Origin of the sequence: Okeania sp. SIO2F5 (assembly GCF_010692685.1) — a bacterium.
In the GTDB taxonomy this organism is placed as follows: domain Bacteria; phylum Cyanobacteriota; class Cyanobacteriia; order Cyanobacteriales; family Microcoleaceae; genus Okeania; species Okeania hirsuta.
In genome coordinates, this window is the sequence record NZ_JAAHGU010000007.1 from 199,818 (window position 1) to 216,206 (window position 16,389).

Consider the following 16,389-nt stretch of genomic DNA (forward strand, 5'->3'; position numbering starts at 1 on the left):
AGATTTTGGCTATTAACCAATAGTGATATAATCTAATCCATTACTTTTTCAGACATTAATCTTCTACTTGTAGCTTTTGCCTCTTAGTCAAACCTCTATCCAAGACATGAATTGGCCCATCTACACTACCTGTAAAAAATTGTTGTACCAAGGGATTGTCCACCACATCAATTTCATCTACAGTACCAATCCACTGCACCTTACCCTGATAAAGAAATACAATTCTGTCTGCTGTGCGACGAATGGTACTATGTTGATGAGTAACCATTACATAGGTGCTACAACCACCATCTACAGATTGTAAGTGACGTACCAAATCTTCAATTACAGTAGAAGCGATGGGGTCCAAACCTGCAGTTGGTTCATCATACAATAATATTTCTGGGTCATCATGAGGATTTTCTGGATTAGTCATAATTGCCCTAGCAAAACTCACTCGTTTACGCATTCCACCAGATAACTCTGCCGGATAGCGATCGCCAATATTACCCAACCCCACCATTTCCAATTTCTGCTGCACCAACTCCTGAATCTGGGAATGTGGTAACTTACTCTGTTGATACAAAAGAAAACCAACATTTTCTTCTACTGTCAACGAGTCAAACAGAGCAGCATTTTGAAAGACCATACCAGTAGTAATTGGATCTTTCAAATCATCCATCCATCTGACTCGTCGCTGTCCCTGGACATAAACTTCTCCAGCATCAGGAGTCAATAAACCAGCAATAATTCTCAGAACTGTGGATTTACCAGTTCCAGATGGACCAATGATTGCCAATGCTTCCCCGCGATAAATTGTTAAGTCTGTTTGATCTAAAACAACATTAGACCCGAATGATTTACTAACTCCTTTCAGTTCGATTATAGGTTCGTGGTTCATCGTTTATACTTAACAGTCCACAATAAAGTATTGGTCTTAAAAAAGCAGCAAGTATAGCGCTACGCGCAAGGCAACAGGCAACAGGCAATAGGCAACAGAGAAATACAAAAGGGTTTTCCTACGGAATGCTGCGCAAACAGCTTCTATTTATGTCCTAAACTTAATGCGTAGCGCCATAACAGATTTTGTTGGCAGTATAGCAAGGGGGCATAATAAAAGTCTCAAACTTTGAGATTTAGTCAGCTTTTCTCTTCTAAACTTTGCCTTCTGTTATACCATTTTCAAAAAATAATGTTACAAATACTGTAAGTCAAGAAAAAGCAAGAAGGTTTTAGTTATCTAGGTGATTAGTTATCTAGAGCATAGGGAAGAAGAAATAAGTAAGAAAAAATTAACAATTAATGATATATTTTCTCTCTCTAATAAAAATCAGTTTTGACAAAAATAGAGTAATTCTATACCAAGATGCTCTATTATTTGTAGCAAATATTTATCGTGGCTGCTGTTATAGGAAGGAACGAGCTGGTGTTTGACTTATGCTGATAATGAACAGTAAGACAGAGAAATACTTTTTCCACTATTGCCTGTTGCCTGTTCTATATATATACTGATTTGATTAAATCTCCTTAGTTTATCTTCCTTAACAAAATCATTGGGTCGCGTAACCCCGCCTTTTAAGGCGAAATGTTTTTGGAGGGTTGCTCAAATCCCCGTTACAAAAACAACTTCTGTAGGGGCGTTAGCTGACGCATAGCTCCGCTAACGCCCCTACTGACTTCTGACTTCTTTAAGGCATTTCATCTCAACACAATTTAGTTCTGAAGCGCCATAATACTGCCAGAATCTTCTTTATTGTAGATAGTATTTTTGTACAAATTTGTCCTTAATCAAGCTAAGGCTAATATTGCTATGTCAACTAGTTTAGTAAAGAAAACCCTACGCATCTTTCTCAAAAGTAATTTTTTTATTGCAAAATCTGATCAGACTAACTCTCAGGTAATTGGCCAATGGTTTAAGTGGCTAGCTCCAGGATTATTTATCAAGCGGTGGTTACTCTTGAGTGCTGCTGGCGTACTACTGACTAGCTTAGGTCTATCAATATGGACGGGAATGACTCCAATTTTTTACACCCTACGACTACTTAAAGAATTTTTGGGGTGGGTGACGACTATAGTTCCTAGTTATATTTCTGGGCCAATAATTATCTTTGCTGGATTACTTTTTATCTTCTGGGGTCAAAATCGTAGTATTAATTCCATTACTCAGGTGTTAATACCAGAGGGAGAGGAAAAACTGGTGGATCGCTTACTTGCCCATCGACGATTAAATCGAGGTCCAAAGATAGTTGCTATTGGTGGGGGTACAGGTCTTTCTACTTTGTTAAGGGGTATCAAAGATTACAGTGCTAATATTACTGCTGTTGTGACGGTGGCAGATGATGGTGGGTCTTCTGGTAGGTTGCGCCGAGAGATAGGGGTACTACCACCAGGGGATATTCGTAATTGTTTGGCAGCTTTGGCTAATGAGGAAAAGTTATTAACTGAGTTGTTTCAGTATCGGTTTCGTGCTGGTGATGGTTTGGTGGGACATAGTTTTGGCAATCTTTTCCTCACGGCTATGAGTGAGGTAACTGGAGATTTGGAACAGGCGGTAGCTGCTAGCTCTCAAGTTTTGGCTATACAGGGTCAGGTTTTACCTGCGACTCTTACTGATGTTAATTTGTGGGCAGAATTGGCTGATGGACGACGTATTGAGGGCGAGTCTAATATTACGGAAGCTAGGGGAAAAATTGTCAAAATTGGCTGTACTCCTGAACATCCTCTGGCTTTGCCTAAAGTTTTACAGGCAATAGAAGAAGCTGACTATATTATTATTGGCCCTGGTAGTTTATATACTAGCGTGATTCCTAATTTATTAGTGTCTGAAATTGCTGAGGCAATTGCTTCTAGAAATATTCCTAGTATTTATGTTTGTAATATTATGACTCAGCCTGGAGAAACTACTGGATATACTGTGGCTGACCATATTCGTGCTATTGATGTTGCTGCTGGTAAACGATTATTTGATACTGTTTTAGTGCAGGGAAAAAGTCCTTCAGCACAAGCATTAGTTCGTTATGCTCAAGAAGATTCTCATCCTGTTTTTCTTGACCGTGAAGCTGTTAGAAATTTAGGAAGGAAAATTCTTTTGACTAATGTGATGTATGAGGATGAAGAAACTGGTTTTGTTCGTCACGATTCGATGATGTTAGCGCAGGTATTATTAGAGTGGTATGAGCGTATTGAATTTAATAAATAGTTATGAATAAAGAAGTTTTTTTTTCACTACAAAATACTGTCGCAACTCACAATATTGGTAAAAGTTTAGGGAAAATTTTGCCTGCTGGTAGTGTGATTTTATTGGAGGGAAATTTAGGTAGTGGTAAGACGACTTTTGTTCAAGGTCTTGGTGCTGGTTTGGGAATCAAAGAAACAATTGATAGCCCTACTTTTACTTTGATTAATGAGTATTTTTCTGGCAGAATACCTCTTTATCATTTTGATTTATATCGTTTAGAAAGTTCTGAGATTGAAGCTTTAAATTTGGAGATTTATTGGGAGGGTTTGGAAGTACCTTTGGGTATTGTCGCCATTGAATGGGCTGAGAAGTTGGTTTATTATCCTCCTAATTTTTTGCGAGTTTGTTTAAGTTTTTCTAATGTAGGAGATATTTGTGAACAAACGCCCTGCGCACGCCATGCTAAATTGATTTCTATTGGTAAGTTTGATTTGGATTTGGATAAAATTTAGGTTCAAAAACTTACTAAGATAATTCTACATATGATTATATACTAAATTACTGTTTTAGCTGGTAGGTACTTTTATCAGAATTAGATAGTTTAGAGAAAAAATACATTGAGGAAATTAAGCCACTACAAAATGATACTAAAGTTAAGGAATATCTGCCAAAAAAAAGCCCGAAACTTTCTGAGTTGCAGGGACTCTTAAAATTAGCTAATACTCCTTTATAAAGGTTTGGGATTAAGAATATAGTTTGGATGACAGATAGATAGATATTAACGTCTTCAAAAATTAATGAGCTAGTTATGGTTTGCTGAAAAAGTCTTTTTAAGGAGTGGGGGAGCGGGGGAATAGGGGAGTGGGGGAGTAATTTTTTTGCCCTTCAAGTCAACTAAAAGTCAAGCAAAACTTCAAAAAAAGTCGTTATGAAAATTAATTAGGTAGCTACAGAAAATGTTATAGCTTTACCCCGAACATTAGAATTAAATTCACCACGATTAAACACAATTTCTCCCCCAACAATAGTAACAACAGGCCAACCAGTTAAACTCCATCCTTCAAACGGACTCCACCCACATTTTGTCATTAATTCCTCTCTTAAAACAGGGCGATAATTATCCAAATCAACTAATACTAAATCCGCATCAAAACCAGGAGCGATCGCTCCCTTTTTCGGAATGCCATAACCTTTAGCAACGGCAGTAGACATCCAATTAGAAACTTGAGCAACAGAACATTTTCCCTGAATAGCTTGAGTTAACATTAAAGGTAAAGAAGTTTCCACCCCAGGCATTCCTGAAGGAGTATTTGGATAACCTTTTGCTTTTTCTTCCAAAGTATGAGGTGCATGATCTGTGGCAATAAAATCAATTACCCCATCTAACAAAGCTTGCCATAAAATATCATTATCCCAAGCAGATTTTAAAGGAGGATTCATCTGAGCTAAAGTACCAATCTTTTCATAAGCACTTGTATTTAATAATAAATGTTGAGGCGTAACTTCAGCAGTCACCCAACTCGGTTTATCCTGACGCAATAATTCAGCTTCATCTCCAGTCGAAGTATGCAAAATATGTAACCTCCGCTGATATTTTTTCGACAACTTCAAAGCCATCTTAGTTGCCAATAAAGCAGTCTCATTATCCTGAATTTGTGAATGAATAGCAGGGTCAGAAATACCAGCAAACTCTTTTTTCCTTTCATCAATTCGAGCTTGATTTTCTGCATGAACAGCTATTAACCTTTTTCCCCTCGCAAAAATTGGCTCTAACTTTTCCTCCGTATCTACTAATAAAGGTCCGTGCATAGAACCCATAAAAATTTTAATCCCAGGAGTAGGATTAGCAGTTAATAAATCGGGTAAATTTTCTGCCGTTGCCCCAATAAAAAAACCGAAATTAACCAAACATTTTTGAGCTGCCCGTTGTAACTTATCATCCAATGCGGTTTGAGTCGTAGTCAAAGGTTTAGTATTAGGCATTTCCAGAAAAGAAGTAACACCACCTTTCACACAAGCTCGACTAGCAGTAAATAAATCTTCCTTATGTTCCAATCCAGGTTCCCGAAAATGTACCTGGGGGTCGATGACTCCAGGTAATAGGGTTAAGCCTTCAGCATCTATGATTTTTTCTGAAGCTTCATAAAATGAGATTTCTGGAGCGACTTGAATAATTTCTTGGCCTTGAGTTTGCACATCACCAATCAAAAATTCCCCATTGGGTAAAAGGATGCGGGCGCGACGAATCAACAAAGAAGAGATAGTAGACATGATTAAAGATTGGGTTTTGTATTTATATTGTTTTAGGGAGTAAGGGGTAGTTACATACAACGTCCGTACAGAGTAGTAATTATGGAAACAGGAAATAGAGCAGAAAGGCTATAATGTTACTTTGATTCTAATATATTACAGTTTGATAGGATAGCTATAATAATGACTATAAACTCAAAAACCTAAAAATGTAGTCTTATAATTGTGAACTTAGATGATTTACACTCTAGAATCTTTTTAATATTTATGTAAGAGAGTCTAGTCAAAAAAACTTAATTACCAAGTTGTAAAACCCATAAACAAAACCAGTACTTTAAAATTAATTATTCGATGGATATAAATGATGAATCAAGAAGAAAAATCAAAACATAAAGAAAATTCCAATGAAGAAAATCCTTTGATTGAGTCAATCAAAACTATTGGACTTAGCGTGATTTTAGCTATAGGAATTCGTCAATTTGTTGCTGAAGCACGTTATATTCCTTCTGGTTCGATGCTACCAACTTTACAAATTAATGACCGTTTGATTATAGATAAATTGGGTTATCAATTTAAAGAGCCAGAAAGAGGAGATATTGTGGTTTTTAATCCAACAAATGAACTTAAAACTCAGTACAAAGATGCTTTTATTAAACGGATAGTTGGATTGCCTGGAGATCGAGTAGAATTGAAGGATGGAAGAGTATATTTGAATGATCAGGTAGTAGAAGAAACTTATGTTGCTTCAGATTTGAATCCAGCAGAACTTGAGGCAAGAAAAATTAATCATCAACAAACTAGAATAGATGTTTGTCCTCCTGATAAAAGGTTTCTTTCTCAACCTGTGACAGTGCCTCCAAATTCTTATTTAGTTATGGGGGATAATCGTAATCATAGTTATGATGGACGATGTTGGGGTTTTGTTCCTTATGAAAATATTATTGGTCGAGCTATATTTCGCTTTTGGCCCCTCGATAGTCTTGGTACAATAGATGAATTACCATTGTACAAATGAAAGTTATTTTACTTATTAGTGCTGACCATTCAAGCCTTATTGTTGAAATACTGAAGTTGATTTTTTCATCATTTTAAAAAAGGAGAGTTGAGACCTGATTTTTTGGTAAAAATTTTTAGAATTTAAAATTAACATTTAATTGCCGTCGGAGGAGTTAAGTTATTAAATTTCAATAGCTCTAGACCTGACAAACTCCTCATTTTTACAAAATTATTTCATAGTCAGGGTAATGCTATTTTTACTTCTGTAATTATGAATGCTTCAGAAAAAGTCATATCTAGGAAAACTCAAAACTAATTCAGACTCTAGGACTATAGTTATTCAGTCGAAGCAAATTAATAGAGTTATTTCCATCAATACAATAGACATTCTTGGACTGACTCAAATCGACTCTCATCAATATATACAAGCCTTTCTATCCCATATTTTTTTATCAATTCTCCCTAGTAATTTATAGTATTTTATTCTTTCAAGTCTATTTCTTTCTCGATACCTTAATTCTTTTTTTTTGTGTGATTTTCATTTGATGCAGCGCATAACCAATTGAACTAATATTAACTCCAAACTTAAGAGCGCGATCGCACAATCTTAAATCTGGATTTTCTTTCACATCTTGTTCTAATGCCTGCCAATCTAGTTTTCGCCGACGTATTGTGACTTTTGTCGGTTTTAATTCTACTCTTGCTAGCCACCGATATATTGTAGAACGTCCCACTTTATAGATTCTGGCTGCCGATAAAATACTTCCTTCATTTTAAATTAAAAAAACTTGATTTTCCACGATTTCATTATATGGTATCAAAAAATAAAAATAGTATTATTTTTTACAGTAGAATTTTTACATTCAGACATAATCTAAATTTATTTATAAAAGCTATTTACTATATTTTATTGGATATTCCTTGCATAATATTAAACGCAATTAAATATGTTCAATATTATAGAAATCCTCATAGCTATAAATTTCCTTACGTTTTACCAAAAGATGTATAGAGTTCAGGGCTATTTCCAGAAGTGTTGAATGTTAGAAAAAAGCCTTAAAAAAAGCAACTAAAAATGATATAATGTAAGGGTTCAGGTGAGAGCAATGTTGCCACCACTAGGATATGCCAACACTCCCTGATAATTCAGGTATGAGTTCTAGGAATTAGAGAAAGACTTGATGAGCGTTGGCGGAGCCTAGCGGCAGCTATAGTCATTCCGAATAAGACTGGGACACTAAGAGGCACAATAATCTCGAATGATATCATCAATGGATTTATCTTTTCCTTCGTACATTCTTTTCTTCTTTAATGCACCAAAGTCGTGTTCTATATCATTTAAACCTGGAGAGTATTTAGGGAGAAATATAACTTCATGTCCTTGGCCATTGACTAATTCCTTAATCAGCGTTTTTCTGTGAATTGGTGCATTGTCCATTATTAGGACTGATTTTCGCTCAAGTGATGGTAATAAATATTGTTCTAAGTATTATGTAGTTTTTAGAACTCATATCTTAGATAACTCCCGTGGAATATCACTCTACATTTAGTATGGGTACTTCAGAAAAAGTCAAATCCTTTAAAACTAAACTTCGAGAACACGACCTTGAATTTGTTTTCCCAACCAAGGCGTATTAATAGAACGAGATTTCAAAGTTTGCTTTTCTACTACCCAAGTTTCTTGAGGCCCAAATAGGGTAACTTCTGCTGACTTTTGAGGTCTTACCTCTCCAGGACTTAATCCTAAACATTTGCTAGGAGCCGTACTTAATACCCTCCATAAATCTAAAGCCGACAACTTTCCTGTTTGGACAAAATTCTGCCATAATAAAGGTAATGCTATTTCTAATCCTATAGTTCCTGGGGGTGCTTCATAAAAAGTAACCGTTTTCTCCTCATAACAAAAAGGAGCATGCTCAATAGCAATAGCATCCAAAACCCCATCCTTAATACCTTGAACCAAAGCCAAGCGATCGCTAGAATTTCCTAAAGGAGGTTCCAAACGTAAATTAGTGTCATAAGGAAAAAACTTCGTCTCAAAAGGAGACTTACCCTCCATTGCCTGAGTATCCAACAACAAGTGCATCCAAGTTGTACTAGCAGTAATAGGCAAACCCCTATTTTTAGCTACTCTAATTAATTCCACACTCCGAGCAGTGGAAACCCGCATAATATGGACAGGAGTACCAATAGCATCTACTAATTCCAACACAGCAGCTAAAGCAGAAGTTTCAGCCATAGTGGGAACTCCAGGCAAACCCAAGCGAATAGAATCATACCCCTCTCGCATTACCCCTTTACCCGCCAACCTAGAATTATTGCAACATAAAGCTAGAGGTTTATTCAGAGGTTTGAGATATTCCAAGATTCGTCGTAACAAACCAAGATTTTGTAGAGGTAAACCATCGGCAAACCCCACAACTCCTGTTGTTGCCAACTCTCCCAACTCGGTCATTTGCTCCCCTTGTAAACCTTGGGTAATAGCACCCCAATAATAAATGATGGGAGTAGAAGCATAATTTTTGGCTAAATTTTGCAACCTAGCCAAACCAGCAGGATTATCTACAGGTGGAAAAGTATCAGGCAAAATAGCTAATCTAGTAAAACCCCCTGCTGTAGCAGCTTGAATTAAAGACTCAATAGTTTCTCGTTCCTCAAACCCTGGTTCGCCACTATGAGAATATAAGTCTACTAAACCAGGGCCTAAAATTAGTCCATGGGAATTTTGAATTTCTGTTTTAGTGGGAAATTCAGAAATTTGTGTCTCAACTGCTGCGATTTTACTATCGATGATTAATACATCAGCAATTCTGTCTGTATTGGAAACTGGGTCTAATATTCGGATTTGTTGAAATAATTTGCTGTTCATCTGAGGAAGGTGGTAGGTGCTGTACCAAGGGTGAAAAAAGAATGTTTTTGAATGATAAGAGTGATTAAAAGAATCTACAAGAGGTTTTCCTTTGACTAAATAGTATGGCGCTATAGTTTTGGCTCTACATCTGACAAATATAGTCTGAGAAAGTCCGACACTGGAAGGCGATCGCCTTCCAGTGTCGGGCAAATATTCAATTATTCTCATCCATCCTCTATCAGTGGGGAAATTTACTGAGGATATACAAAGCTTGACTTTGCCTTCTCCAGATAGAGAGAAATAATATGGCGCTATAGTTTTGGCTCCACATCTGAGGAAGTCCGATGAAAAAAAATTATTACCCTCCAGTGCCAGACAAATATTAAATTATTTTCATCTATCCTCCATAGGGTGAAAATTTACCGAGGATAAATAAAGTTTTCTTTTACCTTCTCCAGATAGAGAGAAATAATATGGCGCTATAGTTTTGGCTCCACATCTGAGAAATTACTCTGAGGAAGTCCGATGAAAAAAGGCGATAGTCTTCCAGTGCCAGGTAAATATTAAATTATTTTCATCTATCCTCCATAGGGTGAAAATTTACCGAGGATAAATAAAGTTTTCTTTTACCTTCTCCAGATAGAGAGAAATAATATGGCGCTATAGTTTTTGGCGGTGGTGAATTTTCATTGGTCGTGCATTGTCATTATTTTTTACGAGGCACGGCAGTGGGAGTATCTTGCTCCCGTACCAGATATTACTTTTTCCTGTATACCATTACGCGAGCAAGACTACCTAGTTTTGGTTCCACATCTGAGAAATATAGTTTGAGAAAGTCCAATCAAAAAAGGCGATCGCCTTTCAGTGCCGGACAAATATTGAATTATCCCCATCAATTCTTCATAGCGTGAAAATTTGCCTTCTGATAGACAAAGCTTTTTTTGTCTTCTTCAGATATAGCAATGTGCTCTGGCATATTTACACATTATTTTTTGTAAACCTTTTCCCTTACTGCACTTTGAGCTACTAAGTTGTTAATACCTGAGCGCTCATTGCTATAGAGAGAAATAATATGGCGCTATAGTATTTACCCCAAATCTCAAAAATACAGTCTGAGGATAAGTCCGATGAAAAAATATGATTACCTTCTGCCTTCTGCCTTCTGCCTTCTGCCTTCCCTTACAACGCCCCGGCCGCAGTCTTGTCCAAAATACCGCCAGATAAATGAGAAGTAATATTCATGGCCTCCAAGACTGGTCGTCCATCTGGCCCTTGAGGATAATCAATTACGCTAACTGCCCCATTTCCCTGCTTAAAATTCCAGAAATGTTTAGGTTCCAGACCAAATAATTGACAAAGAATTGCCTTATTTATCGCATCATGGGCAACGACAATACCAACACCAGAAACTGACCGAATAATTTTTTGCCAAGCAATCATTGCTCGTTCCCAAACCTGCTGTAAATTTTCACCTTCTGGCATTTGTACCGTTTCTGGAAATTCTTTCCACTGCTTCAACAGACCAGGAAAACCAGATTCAATTTCCGATTCAAATTTTCCCTCCCAGAGACCGTGACTAATTTCCCATAAACCATCATCTAACTGTAACTCCACATCTGGATGGTGCTGCAAAATAATCTCTGCCGTTTCCTTGGGACGTGACATAGAACTACTCACAGCAAAATCTAGATGTACATCTTTGAGAAACTCGGCAGCTTGGCCACCTTGAAGGCGACCATTATCATTAAGTGGTACATCAATTTGTCCCTGAAATTTACCATCTCGGTTCCAGTTTGTCTCACCGTGGCGCACCAATAACAATCGAGGACCTTGATGTTTCTCTCTAGGTTTAGGGAATTTCTCACCAATGTGAGTAGTAAGATTCATTGATTCTAACTGAACAGAACCTCCGGATTTATCTTCTCCAGAAAAAGAAGGGAAAGGAGGAGTAAAGTTGAGAATGCTAATACCACAATTAGACTGTTGTATGGATTGATAAAAAGATGGTTGTATTTCTAAAGCTGTAGCGATAAGACAGCGATTAATTCCATTGTGAGCCACAACCAAAATAGTTTTATCGTTATTTTGACTTAAAGTTTCTTGCCAAAATTGTTTAGCTTGGTCAAACAAAGATAGAACAGGAAAATGCTTGATTTGCCCCTCTGGTGTTGAGACTTCCATATAAAATTCATGGGGAAGTTGACTCCAGATACGATAATCTTCTCCAAATTTATCCTTGACTTCTTGGCGCAACATTCCTTCCCATAATGGTAAATCTACTTCCCTTAAGTTTTCTTTGCTTTGTAATGGGGGGGGAGAATTTAAACAGGAATGGATAATTTCTGCTGTTTGTTTGGCCCTTTTGAGAGGACTAGCGTAAATAGCATCAAACTTTAGACCTTTGAGAGCTTCACCTACCTGACGGGCAGCATTTATGCCTATGTCTGTGAGAATTGAGACATCAAGACGGCCTTGAATTCGACGTTCAACATTGTAGGTGCTTTGGCCATGGCGCACAAGGATAACACGGGTACTCATGGATAGTTTAGATTATAAATTTGCTGGAAACTTTGCAACAGAGTGATTTTATCTTGTTTTTGGTACTTATAGCAGGGAACAGGCAACAGGCAACAGGGAAGAAAATTTCTGAAAAAAGGCACAAAATATGATCTATATGTGTAATTTCCACTCCTATGTCTAATGGTCTAGAATTCTATTTCAGTTGTGGGTAAAATATCTTGGAATTTAGATAACAGCTTGAAAAGGCAACAGTTCATCTGAGGTTAAAATTTCCAACTTTTTATCTATCCATGGATTTTTTACCGAGAAATTCAAGAAGAAATAAATCCAAAAAATCCAGTTCGTTAATCCTATAATTTTAATAATTTTAAGGAGAGGTAATTATTAATTATTAATTGTTGAAGACCTAGATAAAAATTCTATATATCATTTAGTACAGCATAATTAATAAATTAGAAGTTATTTTTCAGAAGTATAGTATTTTTTCTGTCTGGTTTAAAGACTTAATTTGTGTATAGCAATAAACCGGTAGGTTAAGTAGACTGATGATGATCCGAATCAGAGGAAATGTTTTTCCCACTGTTGCCTGTTCCCTGCTATACTTCACAAACTTGAAGTCTGCTATATAGCGTTTTCAAATGAGATGTCAAACAAGAGTTGGTTATTTATTAACAGTAAAAGGTCCGGGAAACCTTCTTACCTGTTGCCTGTTGCCTGTTGCCTAAAAGCGACCAGGTTTTTTACGCAACTCAAATGAAATTACTATATCTAGACTGAAGCAAAAATCTGCAATTTTAGAGAGATATTATTAGGAGATATTAATGACGATTAAAAGATTAATTTTAAGTATTCTGACTATTGTAGCCATTTCTTTTATTGGTTTTTCTTTATTTAGTAGTGTAACTCAGCCACAAATTCAAAGTCGTCTGGAGTTATATCAGACTAATTTATTGTTGCACGCTGCGGAATGGCAACCTGAAGATTTAGATAGTAAGAATTTTACTTTAGCTAGTGAAGCTTTGATTGGTAATGATTCTTATCAAGCTGGATTAATACAATACAAAAATGCTCGTCAGTCTGCTCAACAGCAACTGGAAAAACAAACTTTAGAAGTGGAAAATTTAGGAGAAGTAAAACAGTTAGACAAGAATATAAATCAGTTAAAAAGTCTGATTAATGAGTTTGATATTAATATCGGAATTTTACAGGCACAAAAAAATAAAATAGATGATGCTAGGCAAAGTTGGCAAAATTTAACTAAGTCAGAAATAGAAAATCTGTCTTTAGGAGAAACGGCAAAAGTTTTAAGTGAAATTTGGAATAAACCAGCGAGAATTTTACCTGATGCAGAATCTTTAATCCAGAAAAATTTAGATGGATGGTTTCGTTATCGTGCCTTAAAAAAATTATATAAATTACAGGAAAGACAAGAGGTTTTAGCTCAACTAGAAACCCAGGAACAAGAAATAGCTCAACAGGCCGTATTAAAGTTAGCAATTGTGGCTGGTTTGCCGGGAATGGGATTAGTATTCGGAGTAGGGTTACTAATATTTTTAGGAGTGCAATGGTTAATCTCTGGTAAAGAATCTTTATTATTAAAAAATGCCAATTTACCTTGGGAAGTTACTTGGGATGGTGAAACAATTTTACAAGTATTTGTAGTCGGATTTTTCTTAGTCGGACAAATTCTGATTCCTTTAGGATTAGAGATTTTTAAAGGTTTCACAAATTGGCAACCTGCAATGATGGGAGTGCGGGTACAAGCTGGATATATTTTAGGGAGTTATATTCTGTTTTCTCTAGGTGGTTTATTGGTACTTTATTTATCATTAAAGTCATTTTTTCCACTGCCGGAAGGTTGGTTTAAATTTAATTTACGCGGTGGCTGGTTTTTGTGGGGTTTGGGTGGATATTTTGTTGCTTTGCCAATGGTAATTTTAATCTCTTTAATTAATCAACAATTATGGCAAGGTCAAGGTGGAAGTAATCCAATTTTACCTATTGCTTTGAAAGGGCAAGATGGATTAGCTTTAGCTATGTTTTATGTCACAGCTTCTATTGCTGCACCAGTTTTTGAAGAGATTATGTTTCGAGGATTTTTGTTGCCTTCTTTGACAAAATATATGCCAGTTTGGGGAGCTATTGTAGCAAGTGGATTTTTATTCGCCATAGCTCATTTGAATATTTCAGAAGTTTTACCTTTAGCTGTTTTAGGAATAATTTTAGGAGTAGTTTATACTAGGTCTCGTAATCTTTTATCTTCTATGTTGTTACATAGTTTATGGAATACTGGAACTTTGTTAAGTTTGTATATTCTGGGAAGTGGAGCGAGTTAATTTTTAGTGTTAGTTTCAGAGACATAAAATAGGGAGTAGGGGAGTAGGGGAGTAGGGGAGTGGGGGAGTGGGGAAAAAATATTTACCCTGTGAAAAGTCTACTTATTGTGCCTCATAAAAACGGGAAGCAATTTCATTAATTGATAATTGATCATGGATAATTGATAATTACCTCTGGTTAAAACCTTTACGGAATTGAATGTAAGGAAATATTATTTCTTTTTTTCCCCTTGAAAGGGGAGGCAGAGTAAGCTGAATTATTTAATTAATAATTATTAATTATTAATTTTTCGGTAAATAATCGAAGAAGTATAAAATGGTGAATCTTTTTTTAAATTATTCGAGTTTACTTGGGTTATTAGATATCTTACTAGCCCTATTAATTTTCAACGAATCCCTAAAAAAATTATTATCTCAAGAAGCTTTTGATATTGTTCAATGGATTTTTGTCCCGATCGCCATACTATGGTGTGGAGGAATTTTGATTTTTCAGGGGTGGAGACTCGATCCAATATTATTTTTTGTGATGTTTTTGTTACATATTATATTAGTATTTTTGGTAATTAAAACTTCCCTATACAATATTGTTTCTCATCAAAAAGCTTTTAATATTATTCAATGGATTTTTGTTCAAATTTTTCTTCCGATCGCCATACTATTGTGTGGAGGAATTTTGCTTTATCAGGGCTGGAGACTCGATTCAATATTATCTTTTGCTATATTTTTGTTAATTAGTGTATCTATATTTTTGGGTATTAAAGATATCTTTAAATAAGTTGCTTCCATACACCTTTCACTAATAACTTTAAATAACTATCATACTGGATTTATTAATAAATCTCATAAATACAGTTTTTTCATTACTATTACTACTTGAATAGTTATTATTGGTCATATCATCTCCGTTGGGGGAAGTTTGTGTAAACCCAAGCATAAATATATGTAGGAAATTTAAATTTTTTTCTTGACTCTTAAACCCTTCCTGCCTCTTCCCTCTTCCCTCTTCCTTCTTCCTTAATATATGTAGGAAATTTAAATTTTTTTCTTGACTCTTAAACCCTTCCTGCCTCTTCCCTCTTCCCTCTTCCTTCTTCCTTAATATATGTAGGAAATTTAAATTTTTTTCTTGACTCTTAAACCCTTCCTGCCTCTTCCCTCTTCCCTCTTCCTTCTTCCTTAATATATATAGGAAATTTAAATTTTTTTCTTGACTCTTAAACCTTCTTACCTCTTTCTTCTTTCTTCTTCCTTCTTCCTTCTTCCTTCTAAAAATTATGGAACTGTGGATAACTAATTTTCAAGGCGAACTAGCAGCATTAACCGGTGCATTTTTATGGGCAGCATCCTCCGCTGCTTATAGCTTACTTGGGCAAAAAATATCTCCCCTAAAATTAAATTTATTCAAAGGTTTAATAGCGATCGCTCTGATTTTTCTAACTTTAATTATTAGTGACAAACTTCAGACAGAAATCAACTCAACTACTATTAATTTATTTCTGATTAGTGGCATTCTTGGTATTGGTTTAGGAGATACTGCCTTTTTTTCTGCCCTCAAAAATATGGGTGCAAGAAGAACTCTTCTCATGGAAACTTTATCTCCTCCCATGACAGCTTTATTAGCTTTAATTTTCTTAGGAGAACAATTAACTTTTGGTGCTTGGTGTGGAATTTTAATTACAGTTGGAGGCGTAGCTTGGGTAATCTCAGAAAGAACTCCCGGTGCAGCAATTAGTAATGTTAATATCAAACAAGGAATACTCTGGGCAATATTAGCAGCAATAGCTAATTCTAGTGGTGCAGTTATCTCCCGTTTTGCTTTGCTTTCCTCAGATATTAATCCTTTATTAAGCACATTATTTCGTTTAATTGGAGGAACAACTATTGTTGTTTTATTGTTATTTTTTCAGAAAATAAAACAAGATAAATCAGAGAAATTTAACTGGTCAATGAAACTTGTAGGAGCAATTTTTATTACAGCTTTTAGCAGCACTTATTTAGGTATTTGGCTACAGCAAACTTCCCTAAAATTTTCTCCCGCAGGTATTGCTCAAACCCTCTTAGCTACCAGCCCAATATTTATAATTCCCATTGCTGCTCAAATGGGAGAAAAAATAAGCATTAGGTCAATTTTAGGAGTATTAGTTGCAGTAGTAGGAATTAGTTTACTATTCACTTTTCAGTAATTAGGGTTTGCTGAAAAAGTTTTTTAGAGGGGGGGGAGGAGTCAGGAGGGAAAAAAGAAGGAATAAGCAAGAAAAAAGAGGACACGGTATAATACC

10 protein-coding genes and 2 pseudogenes are annotated in these 16,389 nt (G+C 35.8%); 6 read left to right on the forward strand and 6 right to left on the reverse strand.

Annotated elements, in window-relative coordinates; genetic code table 11:
* Positions 1–55: 55 nt before the first annotated feature.
* Positions 56–880: an ABC transporter ATP-binding protein gene (locus F6K27_RS05080; protein ID WP_287273487.1), complete on the reverse strand. Its 825-nt coding sequence runs from the start codon at positions 878–880 to the stop codon at positions 56–58.
* A 909-nt stretch (positions 881–1,789) separates the two neighbouring features.
* Here F6K27_RS05080 and yvcK point away from each other — a divergent pair.
* Together yvcK and tsaE are read left to right on the forward strand one after the other, a co-directional pair.
* Positions 1,790–3,178, forward strand: coding sequence for a uridine diphosphate-N-acetylglucosamine-binding protein YvcK (yvcK, locus tag F6K27_RS05085; protein WP_287273485.1), 1,389 nt, complete (start codon positions 1,790–1,792; stop codon positions 3,176–3,178).
* A 2-nt stretch (positions 3,179–3,180) separates the two neighbouring features.
* A complete protein-coding gene (gene tsaE, locus F6K27_RS05090) occupies positions 3,181–3,669 on the forward strand; it encodes a tRNA (adenosine(37)-N6)-threonylcarbamoyltransferase complex ATPase subunit type 1 TsaE (RefSeq protein ID WP_287273483.1) in 489 nt (162 codons plus the stop codon).
* Positions 3,670–4,096: 427 nt separating this feature from the next.
* On the opposite strand, the gene F6K27_RS05095 is transcribed toward tsaE, so the two are convergent.
* Positions 4,097–5,428: a dihydroorotase gene (locus F6K27_RS05095; RefSeq protein WP_287273481.1), complete on the reverse strand. Its 1,332-nt coding sequence runs from the start codon at positions 5,426–5,428 to the stop codon at positions 4,097–4,099.
* Between the two features lie 343 nt (positions 5,429–5,771).
* On the opposite strand from F6K27_RS05095, the gene lepB reads away from it, so the two are divergent.
* On the forward strand, positions 5,772–6,422 hold the full coding sequence (gene lepB / locus F6K27_RS05100; protein WP_287273655.1) for a signal peptidase I: 651 nt from the start codon (positions 5,772–5,774) through the stop codon (positions 6,420–6,422).
* A 365-nt stretch (positions 6,423–6,787) separates the two neighbouring features.
* Here lepB and F6K27_RS05105 read toward each other — a convergent pair.
* From F6K27_RS05105 to F6K27_RS05120, 4 genes and pseudogenes are all read right to left on the reverse strand, one after another.
* Positions 6,788–7,164: pseudogene (locus F6K27_RS05105) on the reverse strand (IS630 transposase-related protein); the annotation flags it as partial.
* Between the two features lie 476 nt (positions 7,165–7,640).
* Positions 7,641–7,892: pseudogene (locus tag F6K27_RS05110) on the reverse strand (transposase); the annotation flags it as partial.
* A 96-nt stretch (positions 7,893–7,988) separates the two neighbouring features.
* The gene (locus tag F6K27_RS05115; RefSeq protein ID WP_287273653.1) at positions 7,989–9,272 is read right to left on the reverse strand and encodes a dihydroorotase; all 1,284 of its coding nucleotides are present in this window, start codon (positions 9,270–9,272) and stop codon (positions 7,989–7,991) included.
* Between the two features lie 1,161 nt (positions 9,273–10,433).
* Positions 10,434–11,792 (reverse strand): histidine phosphatase family protein, encoded by a 1,359-nt coding sequence (locus F6K27_RS05120; RefSeq protein ID WP_287273477.1) that lies wholly within the window; start codon positions 11,790–11,792, stop codon positions 10,434–10,436.
* Between the two features lie 803 nt (positions 11,793–12,595).
* On the opposite strand from F6K27_RS05120, the gene F6K27_RS05125 reads away from it, so the two are divergent.
* From F6K27_RS05125 to F6K27_RS05135, 3 genes are all read left to right on the forward strand, one after another.
* A complete protein-coding gene (locus F6K27_RS05125; protein ID WP_287273475.1) occupies positions 12,596–14,110 on the forward strand; it encodes a type II CAAX prenyl endopeptidase Rce1 family protein in 1,515 nt (504 codons plus the stop codon).
* 316 nt (positions 14,111–14,426) lie between these two features.
* Entirely contained in the window at positions 14,427–14,885 is a 459-nt protein-coding gene (locus tag F6K27_RS05130) for a Ycf66 family protein (protein ID WP_287273473.1), read from the forward strand.
* A 499-nt stretch (positions 14,886–15,384) separates the two neighbouring features.
* Positions 15,385–16,293 (forward strand): DMT family transporter, encoded by a 909-nt coding sequence (locus tag F6K27_RS05135; protein ID WP_124154236.1) that lies wholly within the window; start codon positions 15,385–15,387, stop codon positions 16,291–16,293.
* Positions 16,294–16,389 lie beyond the last annotated feature (96 nt).